Source organism: Corynebacterium tapiri (genome assembly GCF_006334925.1).
In the GTDB taxonomy this organism is placed as follows: Bacteria; Actinomycetota; Actinomycetes; order Mycobacteriales; family Mycobacteriaceae; genus Corynebacterium; species Corynebacterium tapiri.
Genome location: NZ_VDHJ01000010.1, coordinates 69,545 through 91,864, shown reverse-complemented (window position 1 = coordinate 91,864; position 22,320 = coordinate 69,545). Strand labels below are relative to the sequence as shown.

16 protein-coding genes are annotated in these 22,320 nt (G+C 60.8%); all 16 read left to right on the top strand.

Annotated elements, in window-relative coordinates:
* Positions 1–53 precede the first annotated feature (53 nt).
* On the top strand, positions 54–356 hold the full coding sequence (gene rplU / locus FHE74_RS08075) for a 50S ribosomal protein L21 (RefSeq protein WP_139465999.1): 303 nt from the start codon (positions 54–56) through the stop codon (positions 354–356).
* Between the two features lie 28 nt (positions 357–384).
* Positions 385–663: a 50S ribosomal protein L27 gene (rpmA, locus tag FHE74_RS08070; RefSeq protein WP_139465998.1), complete on the top strand. Its 279-nt coding sequence runs from the start codon at positions 385–387 to the stop codon at positions 661–663.
* A gap of 315 nt (positions 664–978) precedes the next feature.
* Complete coding sequence (locus tag FHE74_RS08065) at positions 979–2,856, top strand: gamma-glutamyltransferase (RefSeq protein ID WP_139465997.1); 1,878 nt, start codon at positions 979–981, stop codon at positions 2,854–2,856.
* A gap of 29 nt (positions 2,857–2,885) precedes the next feature.
* Positions 2,886–4,163 (top strand): poly-gamma-glutamate synthase PgsB, encoded by a 1,278-nt coding sequence (gene pgsB / locus FHE74_RS08060; protein WP_139465996.1) that lies wholly within the window; start codon positions 2,886–2,888, stop codon positions 4,161–4,163.
* Positions 4,164–4,208: 45 nt separating this feature from the next.
* Complete coding sequence (locus tag FHE74_RS08055) at positions 4,209–5,231, top strand: poly-gamma-glutamate biosynthesis protein PgsC/CapC (RefSeq protein WP_139465995.1); 1,023 nt, start codon at positions 4,209–4,211, stop codon at positions 5,229–5,231.
* Positions 5,232–5,461: 230 nt separating this feature from the next.
* Positions 5,462–7,078: a SpaH/EbpB family LPXTG-anchored major pilin gene (locus FHE74_RS08050; RefSeq protein WP_139465994.1), complete on the top strand. Its 1,617-nt coding sequence runs from the start codon at positions 5,462–5,464 to the stop codon at positions 7,076–7,078.
* Between the two features lie 58 nt (positions 7,079–7,136).
* On the top strand, positions 7,137–8,024 hold the full coding sequence (locus FHE74_RS08045) for a class C sortase (protein WP_139465993.1): 888 nt from the start codon (positions 7,137–7,139) through the stop codon (positions 8,022–8,024).
* A complete protein-coding gene (locus tag FHE74_RS08040) occupies positions 8,021–9,121 on the top strand; it encodes an isopeptide-forming domain-containing fimbrial protein (RefSeq protein ID WP_139465992.1) in 1,101 nt (366 codons plus the stop codon). The genes FHE74_RS08045 and FHE74_RS08040 overlap by 4 nt, the downstream gene beginning before the upstream one ends.
* A 47-nt stretch (positions 9,122–9,168) precedes the next feature.
* Entirely contained in the window at positions 9,169–15,303 is a 6,135-nt protein-coding gene (locus tag FHE74_RS08035; RefSeq protein WP_139465991.1) for a DUF5979 domain-containing protein, read from the top strand.
* Between the two features lie 6 nt (positions 15,304–15,309).
* Positions 15,310–16,203 carry a class C sortase gene (locus FHE74_RS08030; RefSeq protein WP_246049235.1) on the top strand — a complete coding sequence of 298 codons (894 nt, stop codon included), beginning with the start codon at positions 15,310–15,312 and terminating at the stop codon, positions 16,201–16,203.
* A gap of 29 nt (positions 16,204–16,232) precedes the next feature.
* Positions 16,233–17,750, top strand: coding sequence for a GTPase ObgE (gene obgE / locus FHE74_RS08025; RefSeq protein WP_139465989.1), 1,518 nt, complete (start codon positions 16,233–16,235; stop codon positions 17,748–17,750).
* 9 nt (positions 17,751–17,759) lie between these two features.
* Positions 17,760–18,893 (top strand): glutamate 5-kinase, encoded by a 1,134-nt coding sequence (gene proB / locus FHE74_RS08020; RefSeq protein WP_139465988.1) that lies wholly within the window; start codon positions 17,760–17,762, stop codon positions 18,891–18,893.
* 24 nt (positions 18,894–18,917) lie between these two features.
* Positions 18,918–19,832, top strand: coding sequence for a D-isomer specific 2-hydroxyacid dehydrogenase family protein (locus tag FHE74_RS08015; protein WP_139465987.1), 915 nt, complete (start codon positions 18,918–18,920; stop codon positions 19,830–19,832).
* A gap of 18 nt (positions 19,833–19,850) precedes the next feature.
* Positions 19,851–21,125, top strand: a complete 1,275-nt coding sequence (locus FHE74_RS08010) for a glutamate-5-semialdehyde dehydrogenase (RefSeq protein WP_139465986.1) — start codon at positions 19,851–19,853, stop codon at positions 21,123–21,125.
* Positions 21,126–21,150: 25 nt separating this feature from the next.
* On the top strand, positions 21,151–21,762 hold the full coding sequence (gene nadD / locus FHE74_RS08005; RefSeq protein ID WP_139465985.1) for a nicotinate-nucleotide adenylyltransferase: 612 nt from the start codon (positions 21,151–21,153) through the stop codon (positions 21,760–21,762).
* A gap of 82 nt (positions 21,763–21,844) precedes the next feature.
* A complete protein-coding gene (gene rsfS, locus FHE74_RS08000) occupies positions 21,845–22,315 on the top strand; it encodes a ribosome silencing factor (protein WP_139465984.1) in 471 nt (156 codons plus the stop codon).
* Positions 22,316–22,320: the final 5 nt, after the last annotated feature.

Below are 22,320 nucleotides of genomic sequence, written 5' to 3'. Positions count from 1 at the left end.
GTCATAGCTACACAGGGGGCTGGGCCGAGTATAGAAAAAGGGGTAACCCTCCTATGTACGCGATCGTCAAGACCGGCGGAAAGCAGTACAAGGTTGCCGAAGGTGACCTCGTCAAGGTCGAGAAGATCGAGGGTGAGCCGGGTTCGTCCGTGGCTCTCACCCCCGTTCTGCTCGTTGACGGTGCTGATGTGAAGTCCGCATCTGATCTCGCCTCCGTGAGCGTCGACGCTGAGATCGTCGAGCACACCAAGGGCCCGAAGATCAACATCCTGAAGTACAAGAACAAGACCGGTTACAAGAAGCGCCAGGGCCACCGCCAGCCTCTGACGGTTCTGAAGATCAACGGCATCAAGTAAGAACCTTTAGAGAAGGAGGGACTACGACATGGCACACAAGAAGGGTGCATCGAGCTCCAACAACGGCCGCGATTCCGAGTCCAAGCGTCTCGGCGTTAAGCGTTTCGGTGGCCAGAAGGTCAAGGCTGGCGAGATCCTGATCCGTCAGCGCGGCACCAAGTTCCACCCGGGCGAGAACGTCGGCCGCGGTGGCGACGACACGCTCTTCGCTCTCGAGGCTGGCTCCGTCGAGTTCGGCATCAAGCGCAAGCGCCGCATCGTCAGCATCGTGCCGGCTGCTGAGCAGGCCGAGGCTGCGACCGCCTAGTTCTGCTGAAGAACTAAAAACAGAGAACTCCGCCTTCCCTACTTAAAGGGGAGGCGGAGTTTTTGCGTGCGCGGATTTCCTCGCGAGAACGATGTATATATGACCGGCATCCCAAAGTGTTAGCACTGTGGTCAAAGCATCATTCAATTGGCTACTTTCGTTCCCGGCTTGGACAAAAAGTCCAGGTTGATTCCAGGCAAACACGCTGCAAGGGGAGACGAAAGTACGTTGTTGGCTCCTGGACAGTGATTCATAGTTTATGCAGGCAATTTTCGCCTGTTGTAAATCGAAGAATCTCACTGACGGTGTCTCAATATGTTGCGTTTCTCCCCAGCCTGGACGCGAAAGCTTGGCTACCTGGTCATTCCACTGGTGGTGGCCGTGGTTTTGGTGAGCGCTGTCCTGGTGAAGTCACTAGGGGCCATTTATGACGAGTTGAATTGCGGATATGACCCGTCTTACAACGAGAAAGTTTTTGCTGATGACCCGCAAAACTATTTCTCTCTCATTTCTGCATCTGACACCGGTGCTGCAATCAGTACTCCCAATCCAGTGGCTTCGGCCGTGGGATGCGAGGTGCTCAATGAAGGCGGAACCGCCGCCGATGCGCTGGTAGCCAGCCAATATGCCTTGGGGCTCGTCGAACCCTATGCCTCCGGCCCAGGGGGAGGGGCTTTGGTCATGTACGCCGACCGCACCGGAAAGGTCGAGAGCTGGGACGCAACTGCGTATGCCCCGCTCGGTGACGACGGAGCTCGCAAGGACCCCTCCATCATTCGCAGCGTAGGGGTTCCGCAGACCGATGTGCTGCTCCGCGATCTGAAGGCCGAGCACGGTTCAGGTTCTCTTAACTATCAGGACCTCGTTGCCCCGGCTGCTCGGCTTGCTCGGGATGGGTTTGAAGTTACCCCCCGCTTGGCCGAAAGCATCGAGCAATACTCGGCGCTCTTTCAGAGCCCCACCGCCGCAGCCACGCAGCTGGTAACCACCGAAGAAGGCAAGTTGGCCACAGTAGGGGATACGTTGCGTAACCCCGCCTACGCTGATTACGTCGAATCGGTTGCCAAGGGCGTCGATAAGCGCAAGACCTGGGACGTTGCAGAGGGAAACGAGGCCCGGAGCCTGCAGCAGCAAGTGTCCTCCCAGACTCAGTTGGACGCTGTTCTTGCCGGGTGGCAGGAGACGCAATCCCAGAGCATCAAGCCGGTGGAGCCTCTGTGCGTGGACTATCACGAGCATGAGGTGTGCGGTTCGCCCAATACCGCCAACGGGATGATGGTCGTGGCGGAGACGCTGGGTATTGCTCGACACCTGGATCTGGGGTCTCTCGAACCGTATGCGCCGGAGTCTCCTGCCCCCGTCATGCGGGCAACTGCTGCGCACCGGCTGGCTGAGGCGCAGAAGCAGTCTTTTGCCGACGCTCATGCTTATCGCACGGACCCCGCCACCCACCCAGACGGAGCGCGGGCATATGTGGACCAGATTGTCACCAACGAGAAACTGCTCGCGGATTCCGCGCGCGAGATCGAGGACAAGAAGGTGGAAAAAGATCTTGAACCGCACAAGCTCAAAGGTCACAGCTCCGCCTACGACCCACGGGTAGAAGAGGGAACCTCACAGATCACGGTGCGGGATCGTTATGGCAACACCGCCAGCATGACCACCACATTGGGGCATCACTTCGGTTCCGGGGTAGTGGCTCACGGGTTCTTCCTCAACGATTCGCTGAACAATTTTTCCTCTTCAGAGCACAAGGGAGACTTCAATGCCCGGGTCCCCGGTGCACACCCCCGCACAACCATGGCCCCGGTGATTGTGAAGAACCCCGAGGGCGAGGTCACCGCTGCGCTGGGGTCTCCCGGAGGCAGCTTCATCCCTGCGTATGTGCTCAAAACGCTGGTCGCACTCATCGACTGGAGGTTAAGTCCCAGCCAAGCCGTCTTGATGCCCAACGTGGGTGCCACCAACAAAGACGGGATGTTCCTGGAGGAGGGGCCGCTTTACGACGCTTTCCCGGAAACCGAAAAGGAACTGTCCAAAGCTGACGATCTGCTCCAGGGCTGGGGACACCACATCGACAGGGGCACATTCAATTCCGGCCTCGGTGTGATTTCTGGTGAGCAAGCCGCGGCTGATCCTCGCAGGCACGGCCTGGTTCTCACCTCACCAACCGCTCAACAATTCGCGTTCTAACTACATTCACATCAACTAAGGAGACACTCATGTTCGCCGCACTTGGACTCTCACTAGCCGCCTCGGGAACCGGCGCCGCGCTGTTCTGGAAGAAGGAACAGAAGCACCGGGGACGGATGTCCTCATTGGACTACAACATCCACGTCAACGGCATTCGCGGAAAGTCGACCGTTACCCGCATGCTGGGGCAGATGCTGCGCGAGTGTGGTGTGCAGACGATTTCCAAGACCACCGGAACGTATGCCTGCGTGATCGACACCGAGGCGGGGGAACACCCCATCCAGCGCAAGGGACCAGCCAACATTAATGAGCAGTACAAGTTCCTCGCGCAGTGGCTGACCCCGGAGGTCAATGGGCTGGTGGTGGAGTGCATGGTCGTGCGCCCGAAGTACCAGAACATCTGCCAGCACACCATTTTGCGTTCGCCTGTCACCGTGCTGACCAACGTGCGCCTGGACCACCAAGAGGAGATGGGGGACACACTGGAGGAGATCGCTGCCAGCCTGTGTAACACCGTGCCTCAAGGCGGCACGCTGATTACGGCTGAGCGCAATCCGGATGTGCTCGAGGTGCTAGAGCGGGAGACTGCTGCTCGCGATGCGCGCCTGATCGTTGCGGAGAAGACGACGCTGTCTGAGTCTCTGCCCGAGCAGTTTTCCTACATTCAGTTCGAGGAAAACGTGGCCGTGTGTCTGGCGGTTGCCGAGCACCTGGGGCTGAACATGAACCAGGCCATCAAGGGGCTGTTGGCGGCGGAGCCAGATCCGGGCACCACCAAGATCACCACGATTGCGCACCCGTCCGGGCGCACCATTTACTGGGTGCCGATGTTTGCCGTCAACGACTGGGAGTCCACGGTCAACGTTTTCCGCGAGCTTTCCGCAAAGAAGCTGCCGCCTGAGTGCGCGAAGGTGTTGGCGGTAAACAACCGTGCTGATCGTACTGATCGCGCGACCATGTACAACGACCTCATCGCGCAAGACCTCATCGGTGATTGCGACCGCGTCGCCCTGTACGGCGACCTGCAGGCTGCAGTGCGCAAGGCGCTGGTGGAAAAGGGCGTGGAGGAGTCCGTGGTCGTTGCCACGGACGAGATGGATCAGACGGATGGCGCCCAGTTGCTGTCCGCCGCCGTAGAGGGGCTGCCGGCGGATCAGCAGAGCGTTGCCATTTTCGGCCTGGCCAACATTCACACCGAAGCTGTGACCTCGATGCGCAGCCACGTGGACTCGTTGGCTGAGAGCCGGTGCCCCGATGCTTTGGAAAACACTGAGCTGCACCGGGAACTTCAGTCGGTGGCGAGCTAGACGTGCGGCTTGAGTTTTCTCAGAGCTACAAAAAGGAAGAGATAGATGACGCTCTCGGGTTATGACCTCAACACTGTGGAAGGCTACGACTTCTTCCTCGACTACACCCACGTTGCCTTTGTGCTGGGTTTGCTGGTGAGCTTCGTCTACTTCCGGCGCACCCACGTTTCTGCCGGAGGAAGCCTGGCGGTGGGATACCTGGCGGCGGCCATGTTCTATCCGCTTAACGTGGTGGCCACCCTGGCGATTTCGGCAGTGGCGTTCTGCCTCATTCGCTTCGTCATTCTGAAGATCTGGCTGCCTCGGCCGCGCATGATCTTCTCCATCGGCCTCATGACCGGTGTGTCCATGGGGCTGATCTGGCTCATTGTGCAGCACGTGTGGCTGAACAACCGGACTGACCTCTTTGCTGGATTGAGCCTGGTGGGCATCGTGATCCCGGGCATGATCTGCAATTCCCTGAACAAGCAGGGAGTGATGAAGACCTTGCTGCCCATTGCATGGATGGTCCCGCTGACCGCGGTCATCTCATTGGCGTTGACCTGGGTGGGCAACAAGTTTGAGGGTGCGACGGGGCAGGAAATGTTTGCTCCCGGTGAGGCAGACGCGTGGCAGCTCTTTGTGCTGGGTGCGGTTTCTGTCGTGGGTGCGATTCTCATCCTGGATGGGCCGCTGTCTCGCCTCCAGCTGCGCACCGGCGGATATGTGACCGCGGGCATTTTTGTCTCGGCCTTGGATGATTGGCGCTACCTTGTCCTGCCCATTCTGACCGCTTTTATTCTTTGGCTGGTAGTGGGCAACTTTCTCAAACGAGTCCCGCTCTTTGGCAAAGACCGCTTTGTGCTGATGATTCTCTCCTCCGTGGTGACGTTCGCGTGTCTGCAGCACATGCTTTATCTCGCGACGGGTCAATCCTTAAATGGCTCGGAAAACCTCGTGTTCATGGTGTTGCCGGCGATTTTTGTCAACGACGTGGTGCAGTACGGGATCCGGCGGGTGCTATCTGGATTCGGGCTGAATGTTCTGCTGTGTCTGGTGGTCGCCGGTGGTCTGTGGGCAGTTGCTTAGCGACGTCTCTTAGCCAGCCGTAACGCCTATGCTCTGGGATTTTTCTGGATGACGCCTAGTAGCAGAAAACTGGGGATTTGTTAAGTGATTGATTGACACTCACTGTGGGCTGCAATAGTGTCAACACCGTTGAAGTCTCCTCCCGCGAGTTTTGCTCCACCAATTGTGGTGGGCCTGTGGATCGGTGGTGGGAGCGTTTGGTGCTCACAAGCTTTAAGGATTGCCCCTAAATGACTAACCACTTGACCACCCGTATCGCTGCGGCCCTTTTCTCTGGCGGACTCGCACTGACCACCCTGTCCGGTCCGGCTGCGCTGGCGCAGGATGTGAACCAGCCGGCTGTTGGCGCGCCGGCTGCTCCGGCTGCCTCAGAGAAGGCCGATCAGATTGACCCGAATCACACTGTCGAGCTGATCATCAAGAAGTACCTGGGTGATCCGGTTGCTGCAGGGACGACTCCGGAGGCTGCGGGCCTTAAGCCCCTGCAAGGCGCGCAGTTTAAAATCCAGCGTGTTGACGGTGTTGATCTGACGACCGCCGCTGGCTGGGATACTGTTTCTGCCGTCGCTGCTGGAAAGCAGCAGCCGACTGTTCTCGAGGATTTTGGCACCATTGAGACCGACGCTCAGGGTGTTGCGACGATCTCAACCGGCACAAACCAAAACTTCAAGGTCGGTCTCTACCGCGTCACCGAGCAGCAGTTCGGTGGCTACTCGGTGGCTCCGCCGTTCTACATCACCCTGCCTGGTACGACCGACAATGGTCAGTGGAATTACTCGCAGACGGTTTTCCCGAAGAACCAGAACTTGACTGCTTCCAAGCAGATCGATGTGACAAACGCGACGATCGGTTCCAACGTTGGTTTCGTCATCAATGCGCCGGTGCCGGCCAACGTGGCACAGCTCGACGCCAAAGACCAGCCGATCGCTGGTGCATCCCCGCGTTTCAACATCGAGGATAAGCTGATCGACGGGCTTTCCCTAGTTACCGATCCGGCTCCGGTGGTTAAGGCCGTTTCCGCTGATGGGAAGTCCGGCAACGATGTCGCTTTGGCTGCGGGTGCGGACTACAACCTCACCCCGGACAACAATGTTCTTCGCGTCGAGTTCACTCCAGCAGGGTTGAAGAAGCTCAACGACCTGCGTAAGAACGACGCGTCTCTGACCGTGACCGTTGACTTCGACGCGAAAATCACCAAGCCTCTGCCCAACGGCCAGCTCACCAACACCGCGACGATCGAGCTGCCGAACGGCGCAAAGATCAACACCGATGCACCGGACGTTGATGGCGACAAGATACCGGATCCCACCAGCGCCACCTTTGCTCCGCTGACGGTCACCAAGAAGACTCCGAACCAGGATGCAGATCGTCCAGAGCTCAATGGAGCCGAATTTGAGGTGTACCGGTGTGCTCCCGACGAGCAGAACAAAAACAAGTACAACTTGCTCGGTGAAAAGCTGACAGTTGCCACCACCGAGAACGGTGACCCGAAGGACAAGATCATCACCGGCGGTGGCGACAACACTCAGTCGACCGCCAGGGCTTACTCCCTGCCGCGTACTTCCTTCGCTGCAGCAACCGGTACCCAGACCTATGACTACTGCGTCCTGGAGATCAAGGCACCTGAGGGCTACATCCGTAACCCGGAGCCGCAGCCGGTGAACTTCGCGCAGGCAGAGGGAGCCGCTGGCCAGTTCACAGTCGAGGTCCAGAACCAGCGCAACTCGCTGATCAACCAGCTGCCGGCAACTGGTGCCTTCGGCATCCTGATCGTCTTCCTTATCGGTGCAGCTCTGCTGGCTCGCGGCATCTACACCAGCTACCGCGATTCCCGCGCTAGCGCCTAAGCACGATCGGGCGGCGCGTCGTCCGTCGCACAACTGAAGGGGAGAGGAGGACGTCCCTATGGCTAAACAAGTAAAGCCTGGACGGACCTCCTCTTTGTCTGCGCGTAAGAAGAACCCCAGGTCGGTCATCTACATCGTCCTGGCGATCCTGGTGTTTCTCTCCCCGGTGGTGTTGACGCACTACAAAAACGTCGAGCAGCACCGTATCGCCGAGCAGTACTCGGCGTCGGTAGCCAAGATCCCTCAGGGGCAGCGCGATGAAGCGCTCAACGCCGCGCGGGAGTACAACACCCGCTTGCCAGAATTCGGTGCGGTGGACCCGTGGGTCCACGGCGCGGACACCTCCTCGCCGGCGTACGCGGATTACCAAAAGCAGTTAGCGGTGGATTCCACCTTGGCGCGCCTACGGGTTCCCAGCGTGGGAATCGATCTCCCGGTCTACCACGGCACGAGCAACGCCACTCTCGCCCACGGAATCGGGCATCTCTACGGGACGGCCCTGCCCATAGGCGGGCCCGGCACTCATGCGGTCTTGACCGGGCACACGGGTTTGGCGTCGATGACGATGTTCGACAACCTCACGCACATCAAGACCGGTGACGTGTTCACCGTCGAGGTCATGGGGGAGACCCTGGCGTACCAAGTCGATCAGATCACCACAGTCCTTCCCACCGAGGTGGAGAACATCCGCCCGGAGGAGGGCAAGGACTACCTGACCCTGATCACCTGCACGCCGTACGGAATTAACTCGCACCGCCTGCTTGTGCGCGGGCAGCGCGTTCCGGTTCCGCAGGGGCACATCGATCGCACCTATACCTCTCCGTGGCAGCCCTGGATGATCGCCGCTGTGGTGATCTCGGTGCTGGCGCTGCTCTACCTGTTGTGGTGGCTTATGCAACGTCGAAAAGCGCAGCAGGTAGTTCAAGAGAATGAAGTAACACAATGACAAGACTGATCGTGGCCTGCGTGGCGTCCTTGCTGCTCACTCTGCTGAGCCCAGTTGTGCATGCCCAGGGGTTGGCGAGCCTGCAGGTGACACCCCTGAGCTCTTCCAGCGACGAGGGACGAGAGAACTCTCTCATCGAGGTCACTGCGCTGCCCGAGATCAAAGCAAGCAGCCAGCAGGAGCTTGCAGATCAGGCACAGCAGAATCCCGCGCTGTTGACTCTTTCCGCCCACCCGGATCACGGCGCAAGTTCCACGATGTCTACCGGTAGCAGCTCGACTGCGCTGTTTAGCGGTTTGTCCGAGGGCGTGTACCTGGTACGTGAGGTGCCGCAGTGGCAGGGCGACATCCTTGCAGAGATCGCCTCGCCCGTGCTCGTGTTACTGCGCGGTGGCGATACTGTGCGGATGAGCCTGAAGGCAGAGCCAGTCACCGTGACCAAGTCCGCTGACGTCTCTTCGGCACGGATAGGTCAGCGTGTTACCTACACCATCGACGCTGGCATTCCTCACCCAGATTCTCTAGGTCGACTGCACCGGTTTGTCATCTCCGATGACCTCGACCCACGCTTGAAACTGGTGGAGGCGCAGCAACCAACCCTCTCGCCCGACGGCGCGTTGGATGCCGCACGCGACTACACCTTGGAGACCACTCCTTCCCGCGTCGCACTCACCTTCACCGACCATGGTCTTTCCACACTCGCACAGCACCGCCAGACCCACCCCAACGCTCGGGTCCGCCTGACCCTGGTCACCGAGGTCACCGGGGGAGCAGTGGGAAAGAAGATCGACAACACGGCCCAGGTGCTTATCGACGGCCGCGCAAACGAGTCATTGAAGGCACCCACCTCTATCTGGATCACCGATGAGTCCTCTGGCACCCCACCCGCCGGTGGCGGAGCGGGTCCGGGCGCCAACGGAAGCGAAGGCAACCCCGCAAGCCAGAGCCCCCAGGGCTCGTCCTGGTTCCCAATGCCTCCTGGAACGTTGGCTTCCACCGGCGCCAGCGTGCTCTGGATTCTCGGCATCGGATTCCTAGCCATAGTTCTGGGGCTCATTCTCCTTCGCTCCAAAAGATCCTCGGAGGATGACCAGTGAATAAGCTCCACCGTCTTTCCAAGCAGTACCCCCGAAAAGGAATAGCAATGACTCACCAGCTTCACCCACGGACCATGGCGCGCCGGGCTCTCGCCATTGCTCTGACCATGCTGGTGGTCATCGTTGCCCATCTCATGCCGGTGGCTGTTCCTTGGCAGACTGCTCCCACCGCGCAAGCGCAAGCTTCTAACGGAAGCTTCCTCATGGGCAACGACTGGAACAACACTGGATGTGAATTCCGCCAGGCTCCTGGAGATATGGGTCAGATCTGCTGGTTGTCGATGGAAGATTTCGTGCCCACCACTTCCGGGTTCCTCGGCACAACGTCGCTGGATTACTCGCTGCGCACGCGCACCCACCGCCTGGGGCCCTACACGTTGACGTACACATTGAAGCTCAATACTTATGGTGGCCGCAACAACACTGGCGGCCTGGTCGTCGGCGCCAACGCGGCAACCAACGCCAGCGCGGGTGTCTTCGGTCGCATTGCCAATGGCATGGATGTGTGGGTCAAGAACGCTGCTAGCTCCATGCAGACCGTCGTGGAAACCGACCACTCCAATCTGGATCGTCGTGGCTACGAGTTCACCATGACGGACATCAAGATCACCGACCCTAATGGCAACCCGGTCACTGACTACCGCATTGCTGGAGCCGATGCCGAGAGCACCGATGGCTACGAGGACTACGGTGAGCGCCTGCAGTTCGACGCCTCACCTGGCAATGTTGACATCGACACCCCAGTCATTCCGAGCGGTTACCGCACGTGTGAGCGCGGAATGGGTCCAGGACAAGAGCAGTGGGGATCGTATTCACCTCAGCCACCAGCTGCGAAAGACTTCATTTGTTGGGTATACGGGAAAAATACTCCGGACCAAGTCTCTGGCGGCGGACGTACGTCGGGAAACGTTGGTACGTACCTAGTATCCAGCCCGTCGCCGACGCGCTTCCAGACCACCACCTGGTCTTCCAAGGGCCGCCAGGCCTTCGCCATCGGCATCCCCATGGGCCGCATGACCGGAAGCGTTACCCAGCCCGACACCACGTTCGAGCGCAATGTGACCGGCAGTGCTACACAGTTCAACTTTTCCATGGCCCTGAAGTCTGGCGATGCGGTGACCAACCTGCCGTATCAGAACAACAACTACACTCCCGTGGTTCGCCAGGTCAATCGTGATATGAAGGCGACAGATACGCAGCTGTTCAGGTCTAAGGCCTCCAACGGCTCTCTGTCTCCGCAGGTTATCGGCGGGCGCTACCAGCCCCGCTGGCAGTGCACGATCGGCAGCACCACTACCACCATCGAGCCCGGAAATGTCCCGGCTGGCTTCACTCTGTCAGACCACACCACCAGTGGTGAATCGGTGCTCGGTGTAACCAATCCGGATAACCTGATCGCCGATTGTGACGTTAGCTGGCGAGCGAAGTTCACCCCTGCCTCACTAACCCTGAACAAGCAGGTCACCGGCTCGGCACAGAACTCGCAGGAGCTTCGTCTCCGTCAGTTCGATCTGAACTATGTGTGCAAGGACCCCAGCACCTTTGCCGCTGCGTACCCACAGGTCAAGCTCTCTGGAACTGCTCGCCTGGCTGCTGGCGGAACGCAAACGATCAATAATCTCCCGGCCGGCGCCGAGTGCACCGTGACTGAGGGCTTTACCGATAACACCGGCAAGCAGGTCCCGCCTGCGCAGCCCGGCAATGCGCTCGACGTCCAGTGGAGCTCCGGAACCATGTCTCAGCCAGATCAAAACGGCGTGCGCTCGACGACGTTGCGCCTCAACAATGGCTCAAACGTCGTCGGAGCTACCAACAAGTACGACCAACGAACGGCCGATCTGACGATTAATAAAACCATTCTTGGTCCACCCGTGGCCGCGATGACCAAGCCTCGAGACTATGTGTTCGAAGTCCGTTGCACGGGAGCGAACTACGTGCGCGAGGTGACTCTCACACTCAATGGCACCACGACAGCCTCGGGCAGCAACGTGCTCAAGGGCGTCCCCGTGGCTACGGACTGTGTGTTGACGCCCAAGACTGGTCTGAGCAACGCAGAATCCGATAAGTACACCTTCGATGGCCGCAAAGTCACCTTGCAGGGCGCGCCAATTGCGGAGCAGGCAAGCCCCGTTAACACGTACAAGTTCTCCATCGCGGACCGGACAACCCAGGCCACAATTAACATTGAAGCCTCCTACTCTTACCAGGCTCGCGACGTGGAGGTCGTCAAGGAGTTAGCTGGACCAGCGGCTGGATCTCCACTGCTGTCCGATGCCACGTTCCGTGCTCAGTACGAGTGCGCGGTTCCTAACAATTCCGCAGTCGCGCCCAAGACCGGAACGGTGGACATCAGCACGCTAGCCTCGGGCAAGCAAATTGCAAAAATCCCGGCAGTTCCGGTGGGAGCTCAGTGCAAAGTTTGGGAGCAGAGTGCACCTGACATCGCCGGGCTCAAGCTGGACGCTACCGTCGTGGCAGCCACCAACGGCACTGGTGCGACGACGGCTCTGCCAAACAATGACGCCAAGACAAAACCCGTCCTGACCGTCTCCAACGCCACGTTGCCGGGGCAGAACCGCGTAGTTGTCCGTAACTCCTATTCCACTCAGCTGGGAACAGTCTCGCTGACAAAGGTCGTTGCGGGAACCGCTCAAAACGTTCCCTCAACCTTTACGGTCAACTTCACCTGTGGCCAACGATCTGTGGTTGTCAACGGAGTCGTGACTCCCGTTCAGCTTAAAGGAACTGCCCAGATCACCACCGGGCAGACCATTCGTCTGACCTACTCTGACCCCAACGCCCCCTCCGGGGTCAACGCCAACCAGATTAACGACCAAAACGGCGCCATGGGAGTGCCCTATGGCAACACCTGTACGTTCAGCGAACCGACGCCAAAGGATGTTCCCGCGGGCGTGCAGTGGTCTACTGATGCCGGTTCGAAGTCGCTGAAAATCGCGGCGGCTAACACCCCGGTGACGATCACTAACACCTTTGTTCCGCTGGGGCAGGGGCTGACCATTAATCACCGCCCAACGAACATGCCTACGCTCGCGCAGCCGATGACTTATTCGCTAGTGTGCACGCTCCCAACGGCCCCTGCCCCTGCTGCCCCTATGCCGCAGACCGCGCCGCGCGCTGCAGATGGAACTACCGGTGGCACACAGCCATCGCCAACTCCTACGCCAACCGAGACCAACCAGCCGACCGATACTGCGCAGCCCGTGGCGTACCAGGCTGCCCAACTGGCGGGTATGAACTACACCAAGACGATCACTCTTGCCCCGGGTGAGTCGACCCAAATCCCTGCGAGTGATCTGCCTAAGGGAAGTTCCTGCACATTGACAGAGACGAGCACCGATCCGCTCACCCGCGAGGCTGGGGGAACACGTTTCCCCATTAAGCGCCAGGTCACAGTGGATAATGGCTCGAGTCCTGCCGCTGAGTTCAACGGGTCCGACAAGGTGACCAGTAAATTCACTATTTCAGACAACTCTCAGGTCACAATCTCGCCGAATTACGACTATGTCTACGGCAAGGTCACCGCAACCAAGCAGGTCGCCTTCGACCCGGAGACCGCGCAATACATTTCGCAGGCCCGTAAGGATGCCAAGCGGAGCCGTGATTTCTCGGTCAAGCTGATCTGTACACCACCGGGAGAGTCCACCCCGATCACCGCAACCGGTGTGGTCAAGCACGACGGCCATATCGTTTTGCGTGACAGCATTCGCCTTGGCGCTCGCTGTACTGCTTCCGAGGACATCGTCGCTACCGACGATGGAATCTCCCTCAAGCAAGAGGTAGGTGTTAACGATCAGGCTGCCAGCGTCGGCAAGCAAGACTTCACTATCACTGGCGAGAACACCAAGGTGACCTTCACCAACACCTACTCCCGCGTGCTCACGGACGTGGTGGTGGACAAGGTCGCGTCTCTGCCGGCAAACGTTCAGGGTGATTACGCCGCCGCTGGTCAGAAGATTCCGTACTACACGCACAACTTCTCCATGGTGTGCCGCGATCCGCAAACGGATGCGAACACCCCGGGCTCAGAGATCGGAACGTTTAACACGACGATCACGGGCCCAGGCAAGGGAACCTTCACCAAGATTCCGGTGGGCGCCGATTGCCAGATCACCGGCGATAAATTCGGCGAGCTCAAGCTCAGCCTCAACAATGGTGGGGTCGAAGCAACGGTTCGGCCTGAGTACATCGACTGGGTTGTCACTCGAAACGACGGCACAACGTTTAAAGACACTGATCTTGCCGACGGCTCGACGACGTCGCAGACTTTCCAGACCACGCCCTCGCGTGACGGAAAACCGACCACCACGCTGACTCTGACCAACCACTACCAGTACGACCTGGCTCCGGTGCAGTTGGCCAAGGAAGTGGTGATCGACGAAAAGGACAGCAAGCTCCTCGGAGACGACTACCAATTCAAGTTTGGTTACACCTGCCGTGCAGTGGGCTTCCAGACTGCGCAGGTCGGTTACACCAACGACACGACGAAGCAGCCGACCTACCTGCCCGAGACCCTTCAGTGGGCGCAGTTCAAGAAGGAGGGCACTACGCAGGACGGAAAGCAGCGGTACCGCTTCGAGTCTCCGCTGGCGGACATGCCTGTGGGAACCGAGTGCACGTTCACGGAACAAGAACCGCAGGTGCCCAAGCAGCTGACGTGGCGGGTTGAGCCTGAGAAGCAGGTCACCAAGAAGGTGCAGCCGCGTCCTGCCGTGGATGTGTGGGAGTTCCGCAACGTCTACGATCACCGCAAAGTGGCGGTAGCAGTAGCCCCGATGCAAGATGGCTATCTCAAGGGGCTGACCGGTGATTACACTTACAACTTCACCTGTAAGGACGGCGCCCAGACCAAGGCCGAACTGACGGTAAGTGCAGCAGCCGGTACAACGACCTCGGATATCACCAGCAAGTCGGCACCTACCCGAGCAGGCACAGTCATGCTGCCCGTCGGCGTGGACTGTGAAGTTACGCTGAGCGGTTCTGCGCTTGACCCCCGCACCGTCCTCGAGTGGACCAGTGGCAGCCGCTCTCCGTTCGTCCAATTTGGTGTGTGGCGAGAAGGCACCGCTGTGGAAGGCAATCCGAAGCGAGCTGGCACCGACTACGCCCCGAACGAAGTCACCCCGGGCATGAAGAACAACACGTTCACGTTCAACGTGCCGGTGGACGTGGTCTCGGCAGAGATCGCACCCGCATACATGGTCGGCTCTGAGGCCACGCACCTGCGTGACACCGTGACGCTGACCCTGGGCAAGCGAGTAGCAGGTGAAGCCGGCAAGGGCGGAGAGTTCCACTTCACGTCGGAGTGCTTCGCCTCCCCGGAGGGAGTGACCCTGCGCGCGGGAACCTCGGCCAAGATGGACGGCATACCTGTCGACCAGGATTGCAACATCGTCGAAACCTCCGATGGAATCGATAAGGCAGACCCAGTGTTGACGGTCGCTGAGACCGGTGAACTTCTGCAGGATGTCACGGTCAAGAATCAGCAGACGGGTTCTACCGAGCAAAGCGTCGACCTGGCGGTCAAGCCGGTGGCGCAGGCCTCAGATAACTCCACCGAAGGCCCGAAGTGGGCTGTGACCTTGCTGAACTCCTACCCGGGTATCAGCGTCGATAAGCACATCAAGGGCGCGCCGATCAGCGCGATCACCGGAGCCGTCGCCGACACCGCCGTGTTGCCGGACGACGCCACCGAGATGCAGTTCACCTACCGCATCAAGAACACCGGTGCGATGTCTGCCAAGGACGTCGCCATCACGGAGAAGGAGCTGGCGGGCAAGACCATCCGGGCCAATGGACAAGAGTTTGTCGTGGATGCGCAGGGCACGATCCCGTCGAAGGTGTGCCAGGTGCCGGAGCTCGAGCCGAAGGAAACGCACGAGTGCACGTTCACGGTGCCTATCGACGTCCCGGCTGACCAGCACTACTCCTACAAGGGCACGGTGGGTGTCACCGCGGTTGCGGGTACCTCGCAGCTGACGGCCGAGGACACGTATGGTGCTATCCGCCCCACGGGAATCCTGGGCTGGATGCTGCCAGACACCGGCGTGCAGACACTGGTGTGGGTTATCCTGCTGGGTCTGATCGCTTTGGGCCTGGGCTTGTGGTCCTACCTCCGTGGTCGAGATGAGGACACTGACGAGGACATCCAAGAGGAGGAGTAGATCCGAGTGAGTCATGCAGTAGCAACGCCACGCCGGGCGCCGCGGCGCAAGAAGAAGCCCTGGCTGCTGATCCTGGCGGGCACGTTGCTGCTGCTGTACCCGATCGTCGCCACGATCTATAACGACCACCAGTTGGAGAAGCAGGCGCGGTACTACGCGGAATCCGTCGCCACGATCGATCCGCCTGGCCTGCGAGAGCAGTACCTGGCGGAGGCGCGGGCCTACAACGACCAGCTGCAAAAGACCGGGCATCACGCGGCCCCTCCGGAGCCTTCGACACCGGGCTTTGAGGAGTACATGAAGACCCTCGACGCCCCGGAGACCAAAGGCGTGATGGCGCGCATCAGCATCCCCGCGATCAACGTTGACCTGCCGGTCTTTCACACCACCCGGTCCGAGGTCCTATATGAGGGCGCCGGCCACATGTTTGGTTCCTCGCTGCCGGTGGGAGGCCCGGGAACTAATACCGTGATCTCCGCGCACACCGGCATGGTGAATGCCTCGATGTTCGACGAGCTGCCCAAGCTGAAAAACGGCGACATCGCGATCGTGGACGTGATGGGTCAGCGCTTGACGTACAAGATGACCAGCAAGGTGGTCGTGGGGCCGTTCGACTATGAGTCGGTTACCTACGAGCCGGGCAAAGACAAGATGACGCTGGTGACGTGTACGCCCTATGGCATCAATACCGATCGCCTTTTGGTCACCCTGGAGCGCGTCGAGCCCACTGCGTCAGAGAACACCGACATGGCCGGCGGAATTACGTTGAGCTGGTGGATGAAGGGCATTCTTATCGTGCTGGTGCTGGCACTACTGGTCATCCTGGTGATGGAGTGGCGGCGTCGGGCACGCAGGAAAGCGGCTGCGGCCAAGGCTGCTGATAGTCTTTCGACTACGTAAGAATCCAACTCAATTTTGGGGGAGTAGCCATGGCACAATTCGTTGACCGCACGGTACTGCACCTGCAAGCAGGCGACGGCGGGCACGGTTGTGCCTCGGTGCACCGCGAAAAGTTCAAGCCCCTCGGTGGGCCCGACGGCGGCAACGGTGGCCACGGTGGAGACATCCTGTTCGAGGTCTCACCCCAGGTGCACACCCTGCTGGACTTCCACTACCGGCCGCACATGAAGGCGGGCCGAGGTGGAAATGGCGAGGGCAACAACCGCCACGGTGCGCGTGGTGAGGACCTGGTGCTTGAGGTGCCCGTCGGCACCGTCGTGCGCAATGCCAAGGGCGAAACCCTGGCAGACCTGACCGTCCCCGGCACCCGCTTTCTGGCTGCCGAGGGTGGCTTCGGCGGCCTGGGCAATGCTGCACTGGCCTCTGCCAAGCGCAAGGCACCCGGCTTCGCGCTCAAGGGCGAGGAAGGCCAGGCGCACGACCTCATCCTGGAGCTGAAATCCATGGCTGACGTTGGCCTGCTGGGTTTTCCCTCCGCAGGTAAGTCGTCCTTGATCTCGGTGCTGTCTGCAGCAAAACCCAAGATCGCCGACTACCCCTTCACCACGCTGCAGCCCAACCTGGGTGTGGTGGATATGGGTGAGACCTCCTTCACCATCGCTGACGTGCCGGGCCTCATCCCCGGTGCCTCGCAGGGCAAGGGTCTGGGCCTGGACTTCCTGCGCCACATCGAGCGCACCGCGGTGCTGGCACACATCGTGGATACGGCCACCATCGAGCCGGGGCGCGATCCCCAGAGCGACATTGAAGCCCTCGAGACTGAGCTGGCTGCCTACCAGGATGCCCTGGAGAGTGACACCGGCCTGGGGGACCTGCGGGAGCGCCCGCGCGTCATCGTCCTGAACAAGGCGGATGTGCCCGAGGCTGCCGAGCTTGCTGAGTTTGTGAAGGCTGACCTGGAGGAGGCCTTCGGCTGGCCGGTCTTCATCGTCTCCACCGTGGCGCGTCAGGGGCTAGATTCGCTTAAGTACGCGCTGCTGGAGAAGGTGGCCCAGGCGCGCAAGCGGATTCCCAAGGTGAAGGCGGACCAGGAGCACCAGGTCATTCGACCCGCAGCGGTGGGAGCCAAGAAGGCCGCTAAGGAGCCCGACTTCACCGTCCAGCCAGACCTTGAGGTCCCCGGTGGCTTCCTTGTGCAGGGCCGCAAGGTGGAGCGCTGGATCAAGCAGACCGACTTTGAAAACGATGAGGCCGTGGGCTTTTTGGCAGACCGTCTTAACCGCCTCGGCGTGGAGGACGAGCTGTTCAAGGCCGGCGCCGTCGAGGGCGCGACCGTGACCATCGGCGAGATCTCCTTCGAGTGGGAGCCAATGAGCGGTGGCGGCGACCCCACGCTGGCCGGCCGCGGTCAGGATGCCCGCCTGGGTGGCACCTCGCGTGCCTCTGCCGCGGAGCGCAAGCGCGCCTCCCAGGCTCGCCGCGGACTTATCGACGAGTACGACTACGGCGACGGCCAGCAGGCCGATCGGGAGCGCTGGCAGGGATAGCCGGAAGCGATGGAAGATTTTCTTTCCGACGACCAGCTGCGCAAGCAGATTCGCCATGCCAAGCGCATCGTGGTCAAGTTCGGTTCCTCAGCCGTCAGCAAGCCTGCTGGGGGAGTGGACCGCGTGCGCATCGACCACTACGTCGAGGCCCTGGAAAAGCGCATGGCCAGGGGAGGCGACGTCACGGTGGTCTCTTCCGGAGCAGTGGCCACCGGCTTTGGATCCCTGGGGTTTCGGCAACGCCCACAGGAGTTGGCCGCCAAGCAGGCCTCGGCAGCGGTGGGGCAGGTACAACTGGCCGCGCAGTGGGCCGAGTCCTTTGGGCGCTTCGATCGCACGACCGCTCAGCTGCTGCTGACCGCCTCGGACGCTGGTTCGCGCGAGCGCACGCGCAACGCTCAGCGCACCATCGAGCGTCTGCGTTCCATGCAGGCTGTGCCCATCGTGAATGAGAATGACACGGTGGCCACCAGCGAGATGCGCTTCGGCGATAACGACCGCCTGGCCGCCATCGTCGCGCACCTCATCGCAGCGGATGCGCTCATCCTGCTCTCCGACGTGGACGGGCTCTACGACCGCAATCCGTCCGATCCCACGGCACGTTTTATCTCCGAGGTCCGCACCGGCCATGACCTCGACGGCGTGGTCGCTGGTGGAGGCGGAGCGCTGGGCACGGGTGGCATGGCCGCTAAGGTCTCGGCCGCTCGCCTGGCAGCCCGCGGGGGAGTGCCGGTGCTGCTGACCTCCTCAGAGAATGTGGAACGTGCCCTAGAGGATGCCTCGGTGGGAACTGTTTTCCACCCGCGCCCGGACAAGCGCTTAAGCGCCTGGAAGTTTTGGGCCCTCTATGCCGCAGATGCCGAGGGCGTGTTGCGCATCGACCTCGGTGCGATGACAGCGGTGACCTCCGGCGGGTCGTCCTTGCTGCCGGTGGGTGTGACGGACGTCGATGGTGAATTCCATGCTGGCGACATCGTGGAGATCATCGGCCCCAATGGGGAGTCCATTGGCCGCGGCGAGGTGGGATACGACTCCCGCGTCCTGCGCTCCATGCTGGGCAAGCGTTCCGACGACCTGCCAGAGGACCTGCGCCGACCGGTTATTCACGCCGATTACCTGTCCAATTGGGCCTCCCGGCTGTAGCCGAGGTGGGTAGTCTGGGCAGGCATGAAGTTCACTATGCTGCCCAAGCCCTGGCCCAAGGTCATCGCCGAAGTGGAAGCCGGCGGACACTCCTACACAGAATCGCTCGAGGACGCCGAATTCCTCGTATTTAGCGGTGGACCGGATGAATTCCCAAGCACCCTTCCTGAAGGTATCGAGTTCGTCCAGTACACCTTCGCAGGAGTTGAGCACCTGATCGAGGCCGGAGTCCTGGATGACTCTGTTCGCTGGACCAACGCCGGCGGAGTGTACGGCAAGCCGGTCGCCGAGGTCGCCCTCGGTCTGATCATCGGGCAGATGCACCTGTTTAAGATTCCCGCGCGTAACGACGACTTTGCGCGCCGGGAAATTTCGCATCGCCAAAACTGGCTCTTCAATGGCAAGCGCGTGCTGCTAATCGGTGGCGGCGGAATCGCGCGCGAGCTCATCACGCTCCTGAAGCCCTTCGACGTCACCACCACGGTGCTCAACCGCTCCGGAAACCCAGTCGAGGGCGCCGGCCAGGTACGCACGATCGAGCACCTGCACGATGAGCTGCCCAAGGCAGACGTTGTCGTGCTGACGACGCCGCTGACGGAGCAGACGCGGCACATGATCTCTACCCAGGAACTCGAGCTCATGCCGGAAGACAGCCTGCTGGTCAATGTGGGGCGCGGCCCGCTGGTGGACACCGACGCCCTGGTCCAGGCGTTAAACTCCGGCAGCATTGGCGGTGCCGCCATGGATGTGACAGACCCGGAGCCTTTGCCGCAGGGCCATCCCCTGTGGGCCATGGACAATGTGCTCATCAGTCCGCACATCGCGGCGCCAGCGAACATTGCCAAGGAGCTCATCGGCCCGGTCATCGTGAGCAACGCTGACGCCTGCGCACGCGGAGAGCGCATGCCTACCGAGGTGGACGCTCAAGCTGGGTATTAATCACTAAACTCGGGCAGCATGATTGCACCTGAGACTCCGACTGCATCCGTTCGCGACATGGCAAAGGCGGCCAAGGCCGTAGCACCCCAGCTGGCGATCTTACCGACGAGCACCAAGAACGAGATCCTCCAGGCTGCTGCCGCCGAACTTGTTGCCCGCACCGACGAGATCCTGGCCGCCAATGCACTCGACATCGAGGCCGGCAAGGCCGCGGGCATGAGTGATTCCCTGGTTGATCGTCTGCGCTTGGATGCAGAACGCATTGCCGGTATTGCGGGTGGCCTGCGCCAGGTCGCCGCGCTGGCGGATCCGGTGGGTGAGGTGCTAACCGGTCGCGACATGGGCAACGGCATGACCATGAAGCAGGTGCGCGTGCCGTTGGGTGTGATGGGCATGGTCTACGAGGCGCGCCCGAATGTCACGGTGGATGCCTTCGGCCTCGCTTTAAAGTCTGGCAATGTGCCGCTGCTGCGTGGATCGAAGTCGGCGAAAAACTCGAATGCCACCTTGGTGGCGGTGCTGCAGGACGTCGTCACGCGCTTCGATCTACCCCGCGAAACCGTGCAGTTGCTGCCGTGCGAGACCCATGACTCCGTCACCGAGCTGATCACCGCGCGCGGCCTGGTGGACGTGATCATTCCCCGAGGCGGTGCGCGTTTGATCGAGGCCGTGGTCACGGGGGCTACGGTGCCGGCGATCGAGACGGGAACGGGCAATTGCCATTTCTTTATCGACCGCGACGCCGAGCTTGAGTCCGCGATTGCCATGCTGCTCAACGGCAAGACTCGCCGCTGCTCGGTGTGCAACGCGACGGAGACGGTGCTTATCGACGCCGCTCTGCCCACCGAATCCCAAACCCGCATCGCGCGTGCCCTACAGGAAGCGGGAGTCACCCTGCACGGTGATACTGCGCAGCTCGCGCACCTGGGTGTCGAGGGAATCGTTGAGGCCACGGAGGAGGACTGGACCGATGAGTACCTCTCCTTCGACATCGCAATCGCGCTGGTAGACGGCGTCGAGGGGGCAATCGAACACATCGCTCGATATAGCACCGGGCACACCGAGGGCATCGCCTCGCTGAACGCCTATACATGCCGCACGTTTGCGGACCGCGTCGATTCTGCCACCGTGATGATCAACGCGTCCACGGCGTTCACGGACGGCGAGGTCTACGGAATGGGAGCCGAGATCGGAATTTCCACCCAGAAGTTGCACGCGCGCGGCCCCATGGCGCTTCCGGAGCTGACCTCGACCAAGTGGATCCTGGAAGGAACCGGGCACACACGCGACTAACCCTGCCCAGTAGGATGACTCAACTATGACTTCGCCTTCGCGCATCGGGATCATGGGTGGCACCTTCGATCCGGTTCACCACGGCCACCTCGTCGCGGCCAGTGAGGTAACTGACCAGTTCGAGCTGGATATGGTGATCTTCGTGCCCACCGGCCAGCCCTGGCAGAAGGCGGATACCCAGGTCACCGAGGCGGAGCACCGCTACCTGATGACGGTGATCGCCACCGCTGCCAACCCGCGTTTTCAGGTTTCCCGCGTGGATATTGACCGTGAGGGGCCCACCTACACCATCGATACCCTGCGCGATATCCGTGCGCAGTACCCGGACGCCGAGCTCTTCTTCATCACCGGTGCGGACGCCTTGGGCTCAATTTTGTCGTGGCACAACTGGGAAGCCATGTTTGACGAGGCAACCTTCATCGGGGTTACTCGCCCAGGCTATGTCCTGAGTGAGGACATGTTGCCGGAGGAGAAGCAACAACGCGTCGAGCTCATCGACGTTCCCGCCATGGCGATCTCTTCGACGGACTGTCGCGAACGCGCTCGCGACGGGCGCCCCGTGTGGTATCTGGTACCGGATGGCGTTGTGCAGTACATTGCCAAGAATGCCTTGTACACCGGTAACGCACGCGGCTAAAAAGTAGCCACGGCGTGTGTACTCGTGACACACTTATTAACGTTTATTCATCGTTTCCTCACTTGCAAAGGACTGCACCTCATTGACTGCCTCTGAGACCTCCGCCCGCTATGCCCGCATCGCTGCCCGCGCGGCAGACGAGAAGCTGGGCACCGAGATTGCCGTGTACGACGTGTCCGACGTCATGGCCATCTCTGACATCTTCGTGGTGGTCACCGGCTCCTCTGAGCGCCAGGTGCACGCAATCGTTGACGAGATCGAGGACGCGCTGACCGCCGAGGGGCAGGAACCGCTGCGCCGCGAAGGCAACCGCGAGTTCCGGTGGGTCCTGCTCGACTACGGACAATTCGTGGTGCACGTCCAGCGCACGCAGGAGCGCGAGTTCTACGGACTCGATCGCCTCTACGCCGACTGCCCGCTGCTGGAGGTCGAGGGTATCGAGGCCTTCAACCGCCCCGGCGATTACGCCGATGAGGTGAACACCCGCACGGTGGAAAGCATCGACGACATCCCGCTGGCGGGCGAGGCCCCGCTCGACGAGGACGAAGTTTAGAAGCT